The 17833-nt window shown below is 39.2% G+C and carries 23 protein-coding genes; 17 read left to right on the forward strand and 6 right to left on the reverse strand.

The window, feature by feature from the left end; all coding sequences use genetic code 11:
* Positions 1-3 precede the first annotated feature (3 nt).
* The 17 genes from ACOKFD_RS17925 (at position 4) to ACOKFD_RS18005 (ending at position 12324) form a co-directional block, all read left to right on the forward strand.
* Positions 4-321, forward strand: coding sequence for a hypothetical protein (locus ACOKFD_RS17925; protein ID WP_422859161.1), 318 nt, complete (start codon positions 4-6; stop codon positions 319-321).
* 6 nt (positions 322-327) lie between these two features.
* Entirely contained in the window at positions 328-792 is a 465-nt protein-coding gene (locus tag ACOKFD_RS17930) for a Spy/CpxP family protein refolding chaperone (protein ID WP_422859162.1), read from the forward strand.
* Between the two features lie 169 nt (positions 793-961).
* Positions 962-2575 (forward strand): glutamate synthase-related protein, encoded by a 1614-nt coding sequence (locus ACOKFD_RS17935; RefSeq protein WP_422859163.1) that lies wholly within the window; start codon positions 962-964, stop codon positions 2573-2575.
* Positions 2576-2676: 101 nt separating this feature from the next.
* On the forward strand, positions 2677-3219 hold the full coding sequence (locus ACOKFD_RS17940; RefSeq protein ID WP_422859164.1) for an outer membrane beta-barrel protein: 543 nt from the start codon (positions 2677-2679) through the stop codon (positions 3217-3219).
* A gap of 8 nt (positions 3220-3227) precedes the next feature.
* Positions 3228-5180 carry a thiamine pyrophosphate-binding protein gene (locus ACOKFD_RS17945; RefSeq protein ID WP_422859165.1) on the forward strand — a complete coding sequence of 651 codons (1953 nt, stop codon included), beginning with the start codon at positions 3228-3230 and terminating at the stop codon, positions 5178-5180.
* A gap of 1 nt (position 5181) precedes the next feature.
* Positions 5182-5391, forward strand: coding sequence for a hypothetical protein (locus ACOKFD_RS17950; protein WP_422859166.1), 210 nt, complete (start codon positions 5182-5184; stop codon positions 5389-5391).
* Positions 5392-5394: 3 nt separating this feature from the next.
* Positions 5395-5802 carry a hypothetical protein gene (locus tag ACOKFD_RS17955; protein WP_422859167.1) on the forward strand — a complete coding sequence of 136 codons (408 nt, stop codon included), beginning with the start codon at positions 5395-5397 and terminating at the stop codon, positions 5800-5802.
* Positions 5802-6833: a Rieske 2Fe-2S domain-containing protein gene (locus ACOKFD_RS17960; protein ID WP_422859168.1), complete on the forward strand. Its 1032-nt coding sequence runs from the start codon at positions 5802-5804 to the stop codon at positions 6831-6833. Before ACOKFD_RS17955 ends, ACOKFD_RS17960 begins: the two co-directional genes overlap by 1 nt.
* Before the next feature lies 1 nt (position 6834).
* Positions 6835-7233: a hypothetical protein gene (locus ACOKFD_RS17965; RefSeq protein WP_422859169.1), complete on the forward strand. Its 399-nt coding sequence runs from the start codon at positions 6835-6837 to the stop codon at positions 7231-7233.
* The gene (locus tag ACOKFD_RS17970) at positions 7196-7627 is read left to right on the forward strand and encodes a hypothetical protein (protein WP_422859170.1); all 432 of its coding nucleotides are present in this window, start codon (positions 7196-7198) and stop codon (positions 7625-7627) included. The genes ACOKFD_RS17965 and ACOKFD_RS17970 overlap by 38 nt, the downstream gene beginning before the upstream one ends.
* A gap of 1 nt (position 7628) precedes the next feature.
* A complete protein-coding gene (locus ACOKFD_RS17975; protein ID WP_422859171.1) occupies positions 7629-8078 on the forward strand; it encodes a YHS domain-containing (seleno)protein in 450 nt (149 codons plus the stop codon).
* A 55-nt stretch (positions 8079-8133) separates the two neighbouring features.
* Entirely contained in the window at positions 8134-8787 is a 654-nt protein-coding gene (locus ACOKFD_RS17980) for a LysE family transporter (protein ID WP_422859172.1), read from the forward strand.
* Positions 8788-8793: 6 nt separating this feature from the next.
* Positions 8794-9279, forward strand: coding sequence for a DinB family protein (locus tag ACOKFD_RS17985; RefSeq protein ID WP_422859173.1), 486 nt, complete (start codon positions 8794-8796; stop codon positions 9277-9279).
* Positions 9267-9989, forward strand: a complete 723-nt coding sequence (locus tag ACOKFD_RS17990) for an NRDE family protein (protein WP_422859174.1) — start codon at positions 9267-9269, stop codon at positions 9987-9989. The genes ACOKFD_RS17985 and ACOKFD_RS17990 overlap by 13 nt, the downstream gene beginning before the upstream one ends.
* Before the next feature lies 1 nt (position 9990).
* Positions 9991-11034 carry a D-alanine--D-alanine ligase gene (locus tag ACOKFD_RS17995; protein WP_422859175.1) on the forward strand — a complete coding sequence of 348 codons (1044 nt, stop codon included), beginning with the start codon at positions 9991-9993 and terminating at the stop codon, positions 11032-11034.
* A 1-nt stretch (position 11035) separates the two neighbouring features.
* Positions 11036-11608, forward strand: coding sequence for a hypothetical protein (locus tag ACOKFD_RS18000; RefSeq protein WP_422859176.1), 573 nt, complete (start codon positions 11036-11038; stop codon positions 11606-11608).
* 11 nt (positions 11609-11619) lie between these two features.
* On the forward strand, positions 11620-12324 hold the full coding sequence (locus ACOKFD_RS18005; protein ID WP_422859177.1) for a hypothetical protein: 705 nt from the start codon (positions 11620-11622) through the stop codon (positions 12322-12324).
* Between the two features lie 16 nt (positions 12325-12340).
* On the opposite strand, the gene ACOKFD_RS18010 is transcribed toward ACOKFD_RS18005, so the two are convergent.
* The 6 genes from ACOKFD_RS18010 to ACOKFD_RS18035 form a co-directional block, all read right to left on the reverse strand.
* Positions 12341-13090, reverse strand: a complete 750-nt coding sequence (locus ACOKFD_RS18010) for a hypothetical protein (RefSeq protein ID WP_422859178.1) — start codon at positions 13088-13090, stop codon at positions 12341-12343.
* 58 nt (positions 13091-13148) lie between these two features.
* Entirely contained in the window at positions 13149-14132 is a 984-nt protein-coding gene (locus ACOKFD_RS18015) for a YpdA family putative bacillithiol disulfide reductase (protein WP_422861035.1), read from the reverse strand.
* Positions 14132-14791 (reverse strand): ribulose-phosphate 3-epimerase, encoded by a 660-nt coding sequence (rpe, locus tag ACOKFD_RS18020; RefSeq protein ID WP_422859179.1) that lies wholly within the window; start codon positions 14789-14791, stop codon positions 14132-14134. Before rpe ends, ACOKFD_RS18015 begins: the two co-directional genes overlap by 1 nt.
* Before the next feature lie 65 nt (positions 14792-14856).
* On the reverse strand, positions 14857-16611 hold the full coding sequence (locus ACOKFD_RS18025) for a serine hydrolase domain-containing protein (RefSeq protein WP_422859180.1): 1755 nt from the start codon (positions 16609-16611) through the stop codon (positions 14857-14859).
* Positions 16608-17027, reverse strand: a complete 420-nt coding sequence (locus tag ACOKFD_RS18030) for a nuclear transport factor 2 family protein (protein ID WP_422859181.1) — start codon at positions 17025-17027, stop codon at positions 16608-16610. Before ACOKFD_RS18030 ends, ACOKFD_RS18025 begins: the two co-directional genes overlap by 4 nt.
* The gene (locus tag ACOKFD_RS18035; protein WP_422859182.1) at positions 17024-17824 is read right to left on the reverse strand and encodes a type 1 glutamine amidotransferase domain-containing protein; all 801 of its coding nucleotides are present in this window, start codon (positions 17822-17824) and stop codon (positions 17024-17026) included. Before ACOKFD_RS18035 ends, ACOKFD_RS18030 begins: the two co-directional genes overlap by 4 nt.
* Positions 17825-17833: the final 9 nt, after the last annotated feature.

Below are 17833 nucleotides of genomic sequence, written 5' to 3' on the forward strand. Positions count from 1 at the left end.
GTTATGAATGAAAAAAAAAATACTTTGAAACATCTGGATGATTTAATAGAATCAGTTTCAGATATTGAATCTGTCGGTGCTCCTCCTTTTTTTAAGAACAAGGTGCTGAGCAAGCTTGGTAAGCTTGATGACCAAGAAAATGTACTAACCGTGTTGAACTGGTTTAACCCAAAACTTCAAATTGCAGCTTTACTGGCCTTTGTTTTTCTTAATCTAGGGGTTTTGTACTACTACAACAGTTCGTACCAAAAGGAAAAAATGCAGACTTTTGCTGAAGCCTATGGGCTTTCGTCAACCCAGGAAGATTCTATTTTAAATTAGGAGACGATGAAGAAGAATATCTTATTGATTATTTTTTTGGTTTTTTTGATGGTCATGAACGGTGTATTACTGTTTTTAGTGATAAAGAAGCCAAGCCAAAGGCAAAGACCTCCAAGAGAATTTATTTCTGAACAATTGAATTTTAATGAAACCCAAACTGCTAGTTTTTTGGAGTTTGATAGAGAGCACCATCGAAGAATGAGAGAAATTAACTTTGAATTAAATGATTTAAAGCAAATGCTTTTTTCAGAACTTGGGAATAGCAGCCTTGGCGATGAACAATTGGATTCTATTACCGAAGAGATTGGTACATTGACAAAAGCAAGAGAGATTGAAGTATTCCGATATTTTAGTGAGGTTGAAAAAATCTGTAATGATAAACAGAAACAAAAGTTAAAACGTATAGTGTCTGGAGCCCTTCGACATGGGCCACCGGGAGACCGCCCGCCCGGAGGACCTCCGCCAAGATAAATCTACCGCCTTACGCAATATGGTAAAGTTAATTTAGGTCCACTAGCATACGCTTTTGGACTTTTTTAATTAAAGTGATGCCACTAAACAATTTTTAACATAACTTAAGGCGTAATGTTAAAAAGTGGAGTTCGACTGAACTCTTAACAACCTGACAACAAACTTTATAATGCAAAACAACCTTATTGAAATCGCCAAGATTTCAGAGCTAAAGGAAAAACAACCTTTTTACGCCTTAGTCAAAAACACTGATTTAGTAATCATCAAACACGAAACTGGAATTTCAGTTTTGTATGGACGTTGTCACCATAGAGGGGCATTGCTTGCCGATGGCCATATTGATGGAAAGAATTTGATATGTGGTGTCCATGGCTGGGATTATCGCTATGATACTGGAATTAGTGAGTATAATAATGAAGAACAACTTCATAAGTTTCAAGAATTCGTTGAAGATGACTCCTTAAAAATTGATGAAAATGAGATTGAAGCTTTCGAACTAGAACACCCTCAGCCTTTTGACCGTGATGCTTATTTGGGAACCTACGCGGACACCCATCCTGAGGATACGGAGCCATATTCCGGTTATATTAAGGAATTGGCTAGAAACGGTCTCAAGAATCTAGGGCACCACGGTTTTTCCGCCTCTATGGGAGTGGACAGAAATACATTGCCTAAATGGAGTGACATACAGTTTTTACCAGCTCAATTGGCTACCCGTCCTTTATTGGACCATGAAGAAGTAGCTACCAAAGTGGTTATTGGGCCAAAAGCTAAAAGGCCTCTGGTTTTGGATATCCCGCTTTTTGTAAGCGATATGAGTTTTGGTGCGCTGTCGCGGGAGGCTAAAATTGCGCTCTCCAAAGGAGCGGAAATGTCTGGGACAGGTATTTGTTCGGGAGAAGGCGGGATGTTACCCGATGAACAAAAGAACAACTCCAAATATTTTTACGAATTGGCTTCGGCTCAATTCGGGTTTTCATGGGATAAGCTGGATAACGTTCAAGCATTTCATTTCAAAGGCGGACAAGGCGCAAAAACCGGAACTGGAGGCCATCTTCCTGGAAATAAAGTAAGTAAGGAAATTGCTGAGGTAAGAGGGTTGGAAGAAGGTCAAACGGCTATTAGTCCAGCCACATTCCCTGATTTTCATGGAGTAAAGGATTTCAAAGCATTCGCTGATGAAGTCCGGGAACGTACTGGTGGTATACCCATAGGATTTAAGATTGCGGCAAGTCACATAGAAAAGGATATCCAATTTGCTTTGGATGTAGGCGTCGACTATATCATTTTGGATGGTCGAGGAGGGGGGACCGGTTCTGCGCCTACCATCCTACGGGATAATATAAATGTACCAACCATACCTGCTTTGGCCCGTGCTCGAAAGTATTTGGATAAAATTGGGGTTACGGATGTGTCTTTGATCATTACCGGAGGTCTTCGAATAGCCGAAGATTTCGCCAAAGCCATGATGATGGGAGCGGACGCCATTGCTGTATCCAATGCTGCAATTCAAGCCATAGGGTGTCTGGGTATGAGGGCTTGCGGCAGCAACAATTGCCCGGTTGGTATAGCCACTCAAAAAGAACATCTACGAAGCAGGTTGATTATAGACGCTTCGGCCAAACAACTCCACAACTATTTTACAGCGACCAATGATTTAATCAAGGTTGTAGCACGTTCTTGTGGTTATGACGATGTAACCAAGTTTAACCATAATGATTTATCCACCTTTAACAAAGAAATGCATGAGTTGACAGGAATCAAATATGCAGGGGTTCTTTAATAAATCCAAACAATATTATTTGCCCCTTATGCCATGGTCGTACTCTCTAACCCTAGTTGGAGAATTGAATGCTTGTTAGAGAACTTTTAAAATAGAATTAAATGCAAAGATTTGTCTTTTTTATTGTGGTTTTTGTTCTGTCAAGTTTTCATTTACAAGCTCAAGTAGAACCTCCTACAATAATGCCCGGACTTTCAGGGGTCTATTCTTCTGAATTGGAGACTCTAGGCTGGAATGCAAGATTGTACTATGCCACAGACCATCACTTTTGTTTCGGTCCGGAAGTATCATTTTTCAAAAGAGATATTGAAGAGGGTGAAATCACTTTTTTTGAAGCGAATGCAAACCTTCATTATATTTTAGATTTAGGTGGAGGTTTAGGATTCTATCCTCTATCGGGATTAAACTATTCGGAAGAAAGGGAAACGGAAAATAACACCTCATTTCAAGAAGAGCATGTTGAAAGAGCTTTTGGGTTGAATGTTGGAGCGGGATTTCACTATGCCAAAGGAAAACTCCTCTTTTTCACCGAATACAAATACGTGATTAGTGAGTTGGACGATCACTTTTTTACCCTTGGGTGTTTGATTAACTTTTCCTTATCCAACAAAAACAAAAATATACAACACCATCAATCGAAATAAACCTTACTATGGACGAAAAAAAACGTATCTGGTACAAAGTGCTCGACAACAAAAAAGAGCTTCCCGAAGGTCGGGTGAAAACCGTAACTGCTGCACATAAAGGTATTTGCTTAACTCATTTTGAAGGTAAGTTTTCTGCCCTGGACAATAGATGTCCGCATCAAGGTGGTCCTTTGGGAGAGGGATCTATTGAAAATGGTATGCTACGTTGCCCATGGCATGGTTGGGATTTCCATCCATGTACGGGACTACCTCCAGGAGGCTATGATGATGGCATTGAAACATTTGCGGTAAAAGAAGAAGGAGAAGCCATCTTTGTTGGAGTACCTGAAGAAGCCGAACATGAAACTACAGTTTCAGATATTATGGCGGAAACCATGGTAAACTGGGGCGTGACAAAGGTGTTCGGTATGGTAGGACATTCCAATCTGGGTTTTGCGGATGCTATGAAACGTCAAGAACAAAAGGGGAAACTCAACTTCTATGGAATCCGTCACGAAGGAGCGGCCGCTTTTGCAGCTTCAGCCTATGGAAAGTTAACTGGAAAACCAGCAGCTTGTTTCTCTATAGCGGGCCCCGGGGCAACCAATATGTTCACTGGTATGTGGGATGCCAAGGTGGATAGAGCTCCCTTATTGGCCTTGACCGGTCAAGTGGCCACTCAAGTAGTGGGTACAGGTAATTTTCAGGAAGTGGACTTGGTTCAGGCTTTTGGTAGTGTGGCTGAATTTAATCACCAGGTACAGAGTGATTCCAAACACGGGGAATTGATGTCACTTGCCATTAAACATGCGATTTTGAAACGTGATGTATCACATCTTACCTTTCCGGATGAGGTCCAAGAGCGAAAAGCCAAGCCTAATGCAAAACCACAAACCCCTGAAAAAAGAATAACTACTCTGGAAATTGCACCTCCAAAGGAATCCGTGAAGGATGCTGTAAACCTTATAAGACAATCAAAATGGCCCGTAATAATAATGGGTCATGGAGCTAGGGCACACAAAAAGGCCATTATAAGATTTGCAGAAAGTTTAAATTCTCCCGTGGTTACTACGTTCAAAGGGAAAGGATTGATTCCGGATAACCATCCTTTGGGTGGAGGAGTTTTGGGTAGAAGTGGCACTCCCATTGCTTCTTGGTTTATGAATGAATCAGATGTTTTGATTGTTTTTGGGGCTTCGTTTTCCAATCATACCGGTATAACTCCAAAAAAGCCCATAATCCAAGTTGATTTTGACCCCCTGGCCCTGAGTAAGTTCCATCAGGTAGAAGTAGCCGTTTGGGGAGAAATTTCAAGAACCCTGGAAATATTCGATTCGGAATTGGAAGATGCTATCGATACCATTGACCAAACCGACGAAATTGCTGAACGCTGGAAGATTTGGCGAAGCGAAAAGGCGAAGCGATTATTGGAAACATCGGATAATGGAGTTAGTTCCATAGCTGTTTTTGATGCCATGAACCAGCTTACCCCGGAAGATGCGGTAATGTGTGTGGATGTGGGCAACAATGCCTACTCTTTCGGTAGGTATTTTGAATCGAAAGAACACGATTTTCTAATGTCTGGCTATTTGGGCTCCATAGGTTTCGCACTTCCCGCTTCAATTGGAGCATGGACCGCTGTTGGGAGTTCCAGACCGGTGGTGGCGGTTGCAGGTGATGGAGGGCTATGTCAATACCTGGCTGAAATCAACACTTTGGTAAAGTATAACATGGCAGTGAAGCTTATAGTTCTGAACAATCATGAGTTGGGTAAAATTTCCAAAGAGCAAAGGGCTGGGGAGTTTGATGTATGGAAAACTTCACTTTCCAACCCAAACTTTGCTGACTTTGCAGTATCCTGTGGCGCTTGGGGAAAACGTGTGGAGAAACAAGAAGATCTTATGAAGACAATGAAATCACTTTTTGAACAACCCGGACCTGCCGTTTTGGAAGTTATCACAGATGTAAATCTGATTTAATATGGAGACAGCAATATTTACATTTTTGATTATTCTCCAGATTTACTTTTTGGCAGGATTTCTATTTGGACTCTACTTCATTTTTTTCGCAAAACGAATCGACCCCATAATGGGAAATAGTAAAAAGGTTGTCAGACTATTGCTTTTTCCTGGTGTAGTGGCCACATGGCCCTTTCTCATAAAGCGTCTGTTCCAAAATATAAAAGAATAAGAAATGGATTATCGATTACGAACAAGACATAAATGGATGTGGATGATTTTGACCCCCACATTGGCGATTCTCCTATTTCTTTCTGGAAAGAACCTTGACTTTTTCTCTTCATCAGAAAATCTTTACATGGCTGAGGTTAAAGGAAATGTGGTTGAGGAAATTGAGAATGCCGAAATAAAGGTCGTACTATCCAATACATCTGAGCAGTATTTACTCAACATTTGGCTTAAGTCCCCTTTAAGAGCTACATCTTCGGTGGTATACGAAATTAATGGGAAGGGAGAAAAAGGTGCGGTGCTTGGCCAATTACAGGGAATAGGCAATTACTCATTTCCCAGTACAGGAATTATCAAAGGTTTTATTGTGATGGACGAAATAAAGAACCAACAAATTCTAAAATTGGAATTCTAATGGGACTGGACTATAAATTGGTGCTTTGGAACAAGCATAAGAAAAAGTATGACAAGGTTTTTGCCTTGTCCATGATATTGTATTTGGTGTTGTTCATAGCACTCACCTTACTACTGAACCCCGAAGGAACAGCGGAAACTTTAATAATACGGGCTTTTGGCTCTTTGGCAGTCCTGATGTTGCACATCATTTTGATTATAGGCCCCCTCAGCCGTTTAAATCCACAATTTCTTCCTATTCTATATAATAGAAGGCACTTGGGAGTAAGCATGTTCTTAGCCGCTTTGATTCATGGAACCTTTGCCATTATTCAGTTTCATACTTTGGGAAATACAAATCCAATCATTTCTGTTTTTACTTCAAACATGGATTATGGCTCCTTGACCAATTTTCCTTTTCAGGTTTTGGGATTTTTGGCATTGCTGATTTTGTTCTTCATGGCCTCTACGAGTCATGACTTCTTTTTGAAAAACCTATCACCGAAGATTTGGAAAGGCCTTCATATGATGGTCTACGTGGCCTATGCCTTAATTCTGCTCCATGTTTTTTTAGGGGCTTTTCAGCAAGAACCATCCCTACCAACCATTGGAATAATGTTGGCAGGATTTATTCTGGTTTCAGGACTTCATATTACAGCCGCTTTTAAGGAAGCCAAAATGGATAATGAAAACGGAAAGGTCGATAATGAAGGCTGGCTGAAGGTCTGCGAAATAAATGAGATTCGGGAAAACCGCGCTAAAATATTTACAGTAGATAAGGAACGTGTGGCAATTTTCAAATATCAAGGTAAACTATCGGCCATCCACAATGTATGCAAACACCAAGGAGGTCCTTTGGGAGAGGGTAAGATTGTGGATGGATGCGTTACCTGTCCTTGGCATGGATACCAGTATTTGCCTCAAAATGGTCAGTCACCACCTCCCTTTACCGAAAAAGTGGCGACTTATCAGCTTAGAGTGCAAAATGGATGGGTTTTTATCAACCCTGAAGCTTTGCCAGAAGGAACAGAAGTGAAACCTGCAAAAATCTAAAATGAAACAAAAAGACGAGTTTTATATCGGGTATGTGGAACATTCTGTGGGAACTCTAACCAAGAAAAGCCTGAAGAACTTTGTTCTATTCGGAATAGGGTTTCTGATTTTGGGGGCTCTGTTGTTTGGTATTTTTCAGAATACGGCCAGTAACAGTTCTTTTGATTTTGATTCTGCTACCAAGGTTTCAGGAGTTTATCATGAAATGCCCTATCCCATGCTTCAGGTAGAATTGACTGAGGGGACCTACAAAAATGTGGTGCTTTTGGGCTTTGGCAAATTTGGACCAAACCCTTATTTGAAGGATATCCGTAATCAAGAAGGAGTATCTGGAAGGCAAACATCTTACCATAGAAGGAAATTTGATTTATTACAATGGCAAGACTCTTTTACAAATTGATGATAGCCAGAAAGTAAGTCTTACCGATTCCAAACCCACGAAGTCTATTTCTACAGAATCATTGGGTGCCATTAGTGTTGAAGGAGAGATAGTTGACCCCAAGTGTTATTTTGGAGTTATGAAGCCTGGATACGGTAAAATTCACAGGAGTTGTGCTGCACTTTGTATTTCTGGTGGTATCCCTCCAGTGCTGGTTTCAGATGACCCAAATGCAATATCGGATTATTTTTTATTGACTGATTTGAAAGGAAATCCTATTCACAAAGACATACTACCATATATAGGCCAACCTTCAATCTTAAATGGATTGGCTGAACAACTGGGAGATTGGCACATTTTACGTGTTGACGTTTCCCAAATTAAAAAGTTGAATAAAGAATCATCAATTTACTGATATGAAAAATATTATTTCGTTCGCGTTTTTAGTTATGGGACTGATTGTTTCCGCTCAATCCATAGATTACAATACAAAAAAAGGCTATGCAGCCAACGGTTACGATGTGGTTTCCTATTTTGACAATCAAGCTATAGAAGGTAAAACAGAGTTTAGCACAAAGTTTGATGAGGTAAGCTATAAGTTTTCATCTCAAAGTAATTTGGATAAATTCACAGCAAATCCTGAAAAGTATGTGCCTCAATACGGAGGGTATTGTGCCTATGCAGTAGCTGTTTCTGGTAAAAAGGTGAGCGTGAATCCCGAGACCTACGAGATACGAGATAATAAATTGTACTTATTTTACAACAAGGGAAAAACGAACACCTTGGAACTTTGGGAAAAAGAGTCGCCAGATAAGCTTCAGGCCAAAGCTGATGTAAATTGGGAAAAAATTAAAAGTAAAAAGTAGTACAAGCGGAAGATTAGTTCTTAATTTCTCCATGTTTAGTCAAGAAGGGTATTAGATGCGAAAAAGTCTAAAGGTTTTATTTTCAGGTTTTTCAATAAGTTTTTTGGGAGCTTTACCCTTGGGGACTTTAAACTTGACTGCATTTGATATAGCTGCATCACAAAGTGTTGTTTCAGCTATTTGGTTCGCCATTGCCGTGGTCTTGGTGGAACTTGTAGTGGTACGCTTAGCAATTTATGGAAATGAAAGGCTTACATTGACTGATAGAATCAGCAACTATCTCTTCCCTTTGGGAATTATATTGCTTCTGTATTTGGCGATTCTCAGTTTTATAGATGCTGGTCAAGTTTCTGAAACGGGACCGCAATTTACGGCGCTACCTGAAATAGGTTCTTCATTTGTCTTGGGATTGTTATTGAGCGCCCTTAACCCCTTGCATTTTCCTTTTTGGATGACATGGACCAAGGTTTTGTCTACCAAAGGAATTTTGGAACGCTCTGGTAAATCGTATTCATTTTATATGTGGGGTATTGGGGTAGGTTCCATTATTGCACTTCTGATTTTTATTTTTCTGGGTAAATATGTATTCAGCAATTATCAAGACTATAGCAAAGTGACCAATCTTTTTATGGGACTGTTATATCTGGGATTTTCACTTTATCTTACGTTCTTGTTGATTAAAAAACGCCTTAACCTTAAATTACAATAAACCTCCATGTTCATTTCATCATTAAACACTTTAGAACAATTCAAACATATATTGCAACAACTCCCAGCGGATTGTTATAATTCTCCTTGTTCAACACTCTCCAATTCCAGTATAGGACAACATACACGACATGTTATTGAGCTCTATTTATGCCTTATCAACGGCTATGAAACCGAGGATGTTTCGTATGATAGAAGGGAGCGTAATCCAAGAATTGAAAATGAGGTTGTATTTGCCATAGAGCAACTGGAAATCATTCAAGAACAGTTGGAAAAACCAAATAGACCTTTAAAGGTTACTTACGAATTGGGTGGTGAAGAAAACACTTTGGATTCCAACTATTATCGCGAAGTGATGTATAATTTGGAACATGCCATTCATCACCATGCTCTTATAAAGGTTGGAATTCAACACTTTACGGAGTTGGATTTGCCCGAATCATTTGGTGTGGCACCATCAACTATGCAATATAGAAAGGTATGTGCACAGTAAGCTTCATAGCAAATAAGGGAAATTATTATATCACTTCCAATAGGGACGAACACATTTCGCGCCCCACCGCTTTTGAGCCAAAACGGGAGATTGTTAATGGGATTGACCTTTTGTTTCCAAAAGACCCCAAAGCGGGAGGAACTTGGTTTGCCATTAATGAAATGGGTCATGTTGGGGTGTTGTTAAATGGAGCTTTCAAGAGACATAAATCATTGGGGAACTATAGAAAAAGTAGAGGCTTGGTTCTTTTGGACATCATGTCAAAGGAATCACCGGAAAAATACCTTGATGAAATTGATTTGGAAGGGATAGAACCATTTACCGTAGTGCTGTTCCAACAAGGACGATTATTGGAGATGCGTTGGGATGAAACTAAACGACATAGAAAACCTTTAAGTAATTCGGAAAACTATATTTGGTCTTCGGCGACCCTTTATGATAAAGAAGTGATACGACACCGAGAATCGCTTTTTTCCAATTTTATGGGGAATGTTTTAGATGTTAATCCAGAAGATGTGGTCGATTTCCATTCCAACAATCATTCAGATTTTGAAAATGGCTTTATCATAGACCGTAAGACCGGCTTGAAAACGTTCAGTGTGACCCAAGCCGTTTTGAAAGAAGATGATATTTCCTTGGGGCATTTTGACCTTTTGAATGACAAGAAATCAGTTATATCATTTAATACAGACCAGTTAACCCTCCATTAAAATGAAAAACTGGCAGCTAAAATTGTATAAATGGACGCATTGGGAGTATTGGCCTTTCCCCTTGGTCTATTATCCTATGTTTCCAGTTTGGCTATACTTCTCTTTGAGGGCACGTTCCTTTTTCTTTTTCAATGCCGCGAACCCGACCATGAAAAATGGAGGAATGGCCATGGAATCCAAAATGCAGATTTACGATTTGATTCCACCGGGCAACTACCCAAATACGGTATACATTTCAAAACAAGAGAATTTGGAAAATGCTTTGAACAAAGTGTTTTCGTCACGCATTTCATATCCCTTTATCGTAAAACCGGATATCGGAATGAAATCCTTTGGTGTGGACAAAATCAAGAACAAAGAAGAATTTCGAAATTACTTCTTGCGAATGCACGATGATTTCTTGGTGCAAGAATTGATTCCCTACCAAAACGAATTGGGCATTTTTTATGTAAGAAAACCGGGAGAAGAAAAGGGAAGGATAACCGGTATGGTATCCAAGAAGTTTTTATCGGTCGTTGGTGACGGAAAAAGCTCAATTTTACAGTTAATAAAACAAAACCCGCGTAGTCATTTTCAGCTAAAAACACTACAAAAAAAATATGGTTTCAAACTGAATGTGGTTTTAGACCCTGGGAAAGAATTCATTTTGGTTCCCTTCGGGAGCCATACCCGAGGTGCAGAATTTAGGGATGTTACCTACTTGCTCAATGACGAACTTTTGGAAACCATAGATGAAGTTTGTTCCAAAGTGGAAGGCTTTCATTATGGACGTTTGGATGTACTATATAATTCATTTGAAGAATTGAGCAGGGGCGAAAAATTCAGCATTATAGAAATTAATGGAGCAGGAGGGGAGCCAACTCATATTTATGACCCAAAACATTCGGTTTTCTTTGCATGGAGGGAAATTTTCAGGCATTGGAAAATGATGAATGATATCAGTATCATGAATCACAAAAAAGGATACACCTATCTTAGTTTCAAAGACGGCAGGGCTATGCTGAAGGATAGCAATATTGTAGAACAACAAATAAAGGCTATTTAAGATGAAAGTGAAGTTTGTTTTTTTATTTTCCTTCTTCATTTTAACTGCGATTTCAGTATCTGCCCAGAAAACACCAGTAAATGAGGGAACATATCTCGGGTTATCTGTGCAAGCCTATCCTGCCGGAATTATTCCCACTGTAAATCTGGAGACATATTTAAATGAAAAATCTTCACTCTTGTTTAGGTTGGGAGCCAATTTTACTGATAGACAAGACTTCAGCGATGTAAACCTGACCGAAGAAGGAGAGGGTTTTGGAGGCTCCATAGGGTTTAGAAAGCATTTTCCATTAAAAACTGGAAAGATTGTGGCGGGACTGATTACGGATTTATGGAGTTTGGAAATTGATTGGACCGATGTTGGACCAGCAGACAACCCAATTTCTGGTACGACGGACATTCTGGTATTGCAACCCTATTTGGAAGGGGGTTACTTTCTCCCCATAAAAAATTCTTCCTCGCAAATTGGTCTCACCCTTGGATTTGGGCGTGAAATCAATATTGTTACGAATGGTGATGAGGTGGCACAGGACTTTATCGCAAGCATTGCCCTTCAGTTTATGTTTGGTCTTTAGGTTTTGATTTCATGAAAAGGAATTTGAAATTTTTGTTTCTGATTCTTTTTATGGGCTTAAGCAGTTCAGCTTTTACCCAAACTCCAAAAGTGAAGTTTCTTCCAAAAGATTTTCGAGCATCCGATTACAAGAAATATTCCTTGAAGAAAAAATTTCCAAAAGAAATAGGGACTCAGGTATTAACCGCTCTGTCTTTTTATCCACAATTGCTGGATACTCGAATTAAGTTTCGATTCAAGAAGAGAAAGACTCCATTGACCTCAAGGCCCAGAATAATGCATGTCTTTTTGCCTAAAAAATGGAGGACTTATGTCATTACGATTAGCTCGGAGACTATAGAGAGTTTTACTCCAATTTTGTTTTCTAATCTGCCGTATAATGCGCAAATAGGAGTTTTGGGACACGAGATTGCACATATCTTAGAGTATAGATCACAAACCAGTTTTCAATTGATAGGACTTGGATTCAAACTTGGAAAGCCCTCTTTTGTTGACAGATTTGAGTTTGAAACCGATAAGCGAGCCGTTACCCAAGGATTGGGATATCAATTATTGGATTGGAGTAGTTTTGTTCGCAAAGCACTGGGAATTATTGAATGGAAGGGTGCTACGCAGGCCTTGGAAATGGGGAATGTCCCTGAAACGAATCAACGTTACATGAATCCGGAGACCATAAAAAAATATATGGATGAAAATCCAATATATAACATCAACTAACCAAACATTATAAAAATTACAGCTTATATGCTTGAATAGCTTGATTGAAAAATGTTACGGCATCTTCTTTGGTACAATCCGAAACGGGTAATACAGCTCCTTTAAAACCATCATTCAACCACTGTCCTTTGGTCAAGGGTTTGTAGTTAGAGGTATCCAAACTTGTGTGACCCTGATATCCGCTGATATAAAAATAATAATCATCCATGAGTGAATCAGGAATGGTGAGTCCCATTCCCACTGCTGTTTCTGAATCCTCGTCCAAAGATGAGAAAGCTCCGGTATCAAAATGATGTGGCCAAATTCGAATGTCAGAACTCAATTGATTTTCTTTTAAGACCTCGGCAAGGACCGTATTGCCCATTATTCTTAATTGAACCAGCTCTTCCACTTTTTCAGGATTGTTATGCTGGAATGTTTCATCCGTACCTATTTGATAGGGAAGATCATAATGAAGCTTGTATTCATAGGTTTTTGAAGAATCCAAATGGGCTGAGACTTCTTTTAACCAATTGACCACCTCTTCATGTGATTTTCCAAGAAGTGCGAATGTTTTTGGTTCACCAGACACCCACTTCAAGGAAAAACTGGGATAGTCCAAACAAAGCTTGGTCCCTTTCTGGTCCAAAGGCCATGTTTCAAGACTCTTTTCCGTGTTGGAAAAGGCCAAGTTGGTGTGACTGTCATCCTCTTTTTCATCCAAAAAACTGATTGCTGTTGTGGCAAGGTACTGTGCTGCCAAATGCAGCTGCATGGCCATGTCCATACTAATGGTTTAAGGTTGTCCTCTAAAAATACGGATTTATGGTCTTACTTTTTCAGAGTCAAACCCTTGGAACCAATTGCATTTTTTCCAAAATCGATTGTATGATGATTTTGGCATGGATTCTTGAATTCTCAATAAACCATTTATGGGTTTCCATACCTCCACATATGACACCTGCCAAATAAAGCCCCTCAACATTTGTTTCCATAGTATCTGGATTGTATTGAGGCAGTCTTTTTTCATCATTGGAAAGTTGGATGCCAAGCTGTTCCAAAAACTCAAAATTGGGCATATACCCGGTCAAGGCGAGAACAAAATCGTTTGGTAAACTGATTACTCCCTCCGGGGTATCCAAAATAAGCTCCCCATCAAGAATTTCTTTTACTGTGGAATTGTAATAGGCCTTGATACTTCCCTCTTCTATGCGGTTGATGATATCCGGTCTAACCCAATACTTTACTCGCTGACCAACTTCGGGACCTCGAATAATCAGCGTTACATCGGCTCCCTTCCTATAACATTCAAGCGCTGCATCAATAGCTGAATTGCTTGCTCCTACCACTGCCAACTTTTGACTTGCATAAAAATGTGGGTCTTTGTAGTAATGCGAAACTTTGGGCAAATCTTCTCCGGGCACATTGATTTTATTCGGCAAATCATAAAATCCCGTGGCTACAATGATGTTTTTGCTTCTATAGCTGTTTTTGGATGTATGTATTGCAAAAGAATCATCATATTTCTCTACCTCATTAACAATCTCAAACAAATGAATATTGAGTTGGTTAGAAGTGACGATTCTACGATAATACTCCAGAGCCTCATTCCGTTTAGGCTTGGCCTCTTTACTAATGAAAGGAATGTCATCAATTTCCAGCTTTTCGGAGGAAGAGAAAAACTGCATATTAATAGGGTAATTGAAAAGGGAATTGACAATAGTGCCTTTTTCAATAATAATGTAAGAGAGCCCCTTTTTTTTGGCCTCCAAACCACATGCAATACCTATGGGCCCTCCACCTATTATAGCCAAGTCATAATCCTGCATCATGAAATTTCGTCTTTAAGGGCCGATATGGTAGCTGCGGGGTCTTCACTTCCAAAAACAAAACTACCAGCAACCAATACATCAGCTCCTGCATTCACTAATCTTTTGGCATTTGTCGTAGTTACCCCACCATCAATTTCAATAAGTGTGTTTGAATTTTTCTTTTCAATCAGATTTTTTAGATCACTGACCTTATTATATGTGTTTTCAATGAAGGATTGTCCTCCAAAACCAGGATTAACACTCATCACGCAAACCAAATCAACGTCTTGGATAATGTCTTCCAATAGATTAATGGAAGTATGTGGGTTTAGAGCAACCCCTGCTTTCATACCTTCTTGTTGAATAGCATGTACCGTGCGATGTAGGTGATTGCAGGCTTCAATGTGTACCGTAAGATTATCACTTCCCAGTTCGGCAAAGGTTTTAATATACCTGTCGGGGTCAATTATCATTAAATGTACATCCAGTATTTTTTGGGTATGCTTGGCCATAGCTTTAATGACTGGCATCCCAAAGGAGATGTTAGACACAAAAACGCCATCCATTACATCCAAATGAAACCAATCTGCCCTACTTTGGTTAACCATTTCGATGTCTTGCCTCATATTGGCAAAATCGGCTGCAAGTAAAGAAGGGGCTACCAAACGGTCACTCATTGTACTTTTTGTTTTGAGGTACAAAAGTAGCGAAATGAATCGGTTTGCCTTAAAAGACCAAACGTTTAGGGAAGTCTGTTTTTCGAGGTATCAAAGATGCTTGACATTTTGGTGAACTTTAAATTTTGGATACCATCCGTAAAAATGGCAAACCCACTTATTTTTTCACTGGCATCTCTTTCAAAACGAATACTGCCAAATTCGGGAGCATCGCTTCGGAACGTATCTTTCATAACCGAATAAAAAACAACTACTCTGCCGTTTGGACCTCTTGCGATAAGTTGTTGTTCGTCAATTTCAAAATCATATATAACTTTCAGGTTTTTACTATAAAAAGTGCCACAGTATTCGTTGCGAATTTCTGGAGTTTCTGTAGTTGGAGTGTACTCAATATAGGTATATGGACTGCTCTCACCTAAGGTGATATCATACGCTTTTGAACCATTACTGTTTTTAAAGGAAAAGACTATTTTTTCATCTCCCTCAACTACCAATTGAAATGTTTCTGATGTTGCCAATGGAACCATGGGCGCTCCTTCGTCTTGGTCTAAACGCTTGTAAAAAAGTGTATCGTTCTCTACCTCTAATTTTCGAGCTATGCCTCGTTTTGAGTCCCAATATAGCCCCTCATAGTTCTTTAAGGCTGAAGTTGATAATTTCTTGGTTTTTAATAAACTTGGGTCTATATCACTAGGTTTGGTGTATTTATCTTCTATATAGTGATTAGCATGTAGCATGGCCGGCATACCATTGTATGCATTGTTGTTGCCCATAACGAATGAGGTCAGATTCTGCTCTGGAAAACGAAAAACATTTGAAGCATAGCCGCCAATGCGACCAAATTGCCAATAGGCCGGTAAACCTCTTTCTAAATGATAGAATGATCTTCCCAAAGTCAATTTGCCCCACCAAGAATTAAATTCATTCCCATTTTCAAGGTTAACTGGGCTATCTAGTTTTTGGAAGATAGGTGTTAGGTTCGATTTTGATTTTCCCGTAAGAGCACTGTACCATATCAACATATCTTCTGCAGAAGTGTAAAACACATTTTCATGGTTAACCTTACTGAACTTTAGCGTATCTCCTTGATTCTGATAGGATATCGCCTGATTGTGGACAATACTGTTATAATCTTTCGAAAAACTGGTGTTTTTCATACCCAAGGGATTGAAAATATGTTCAGTCATAAAATTGGTAATTGATTGACTGGAAGCTTTCTTGATGAGTTCCAACATTAGGGTGATTTCAGTTTTGGAGGTCATATGCGAAAAGTCGGTTCCAGGAACATAGTTCAGTTTATTTTGACTTTTAATCAGGTTCAAAGCTTCTTCATGTGTGTGGGTATCATTGTTTTTTACGCCAATTATCCTTCTTAACATAGTATGATTGTCCAGACCGCTACTATGGTTTACCAAATGCGAAATCTTAAGTTCATGTTCGAATTTGGGAAAATCTGTTACATACTTTTGGATAGGATCGTTCAAGGATAACTTACTTTGATTTTCGAGTACAAGAATTCCAAAAACCACAAATTGTCGGGACAAATACCCAATTTGAAATTGGGTGTTTACCGTATTCTTCTCTTGGTTTTTTACATCTGCATAGCCATAGACTTTGCTATATTCAAGATTATCACCATAAATAAGCCCTGCTACAACTCCTGGAACTTGTTTTTTCTGCCATTGACTGAAAATACTATCAATTGCTTTTTCTGAGTCCCTAGCGGACTGCGGATAAACTGATATTCCAGCAAGTAATAGAAGGATTAAAAAAACACTAAGAGAACCTATATTCCCTTTCTTTTTTCCTAAAAGTTTCATTTTGGATAGTTTTTAAAAGTGAATGTTTTGTGGATGATTTTCCATTTTTGGTCAACTTTCAATAGTAAGAAGTAGTCGGTGTAAATCCTCTTTAGACCCGGCATCAGTATTTCAACCTTTGCACTAGCGGCATCTCCTTCAAAATCTATGGAAAGTACCCTGCCAATACGATTACTTTTTTGTCCTGGTTTTACATTGTTTATATAATTTTTTCCAGGCCACTTCTGTAATGAATCGTTTCTCACAAAGTATAAATTGAAATCTTCGTCAAATGCCTCTCTAAGCCTTTCAGGTTCACCATTGGCAGTACCTTCAATGTAGTCATAGAGTACTTTGTTAATACTTTCCAATTCAGTTTGGGCATACGTGAAGGAAGCACTTGCAAAAAGTAAGAGCACTAAGGTCATATTCTTCATTTAGTTTGGCTTTTTAAGGTTTTAACTACATTTTCGGCTACGGATGCAGCAGCTGTTGGGTCTTGCCCAGTAATCAGACGTCCATCCAAGACAAAGTAGTTATCCCAACCCTCTTCAGAAAAGCTAAAATCCCCTCCTCTGTTTTGAATGGTCTGTTCTATAGAAAAAGGAAATTCTTGGTAATAGGCAGCTTCCATATTTTCAAATAAATTGGGGAAGCCATTCACTTTTTTTCCTTGATAAAGGAATTTTCCATCCTTGGTTTTTAGATGCACTATTCCGGCGGTTCCGTGACAAATGGCGGATATTATACCATTATTTTCTTCGTAAATGGCCATTGCAATTTTTTGAATCGCCTTGTTCTCAGGCACTCCATACATGGCAGCTCCACCACCTCCATAGTAAACAGCTTTGTATTTAGATGGGTCAATTTGTTGAGGCGTGAAGGTGTTTTTAAGTTGTCCCATGAATTCAAAATCATAGAGGTATTGTTTTTCCAATGCATCGGATGTGTTTAAATATCCAATGGGTATGGCTCCTCCCTTGGGGCTTACAAAATCAATAGCATAACCCGCTTTAATAAATACATCATAGGCAAATACAATTTCAGCAAAGTGGTTGGCTGCGTTTATAGTGGATTTTCCATAGGTATGTTGGTTTGAGACTATAAAAAGTATTCGGTTATCTTTCTCTTCTGGTGAAACAGAAGAAATAGGAGTCTCTTGTGTTGTTTGTTCGGTAGAATTTTTACACCCCAAAAGACCGAAGACCAGCAACAGAAGATAGATATGTTTCATTTGTCCTGA

The sequence above is a fragment of the Flagellimonas ulvae genome, assembly GCF_049333175.1.
Classification (GTDB): domain Bacteria; phylum Bacteroidota; class Bacteroidia; order Flavobacteriales; family Flavobacteriaceae; genus Flagellimonas.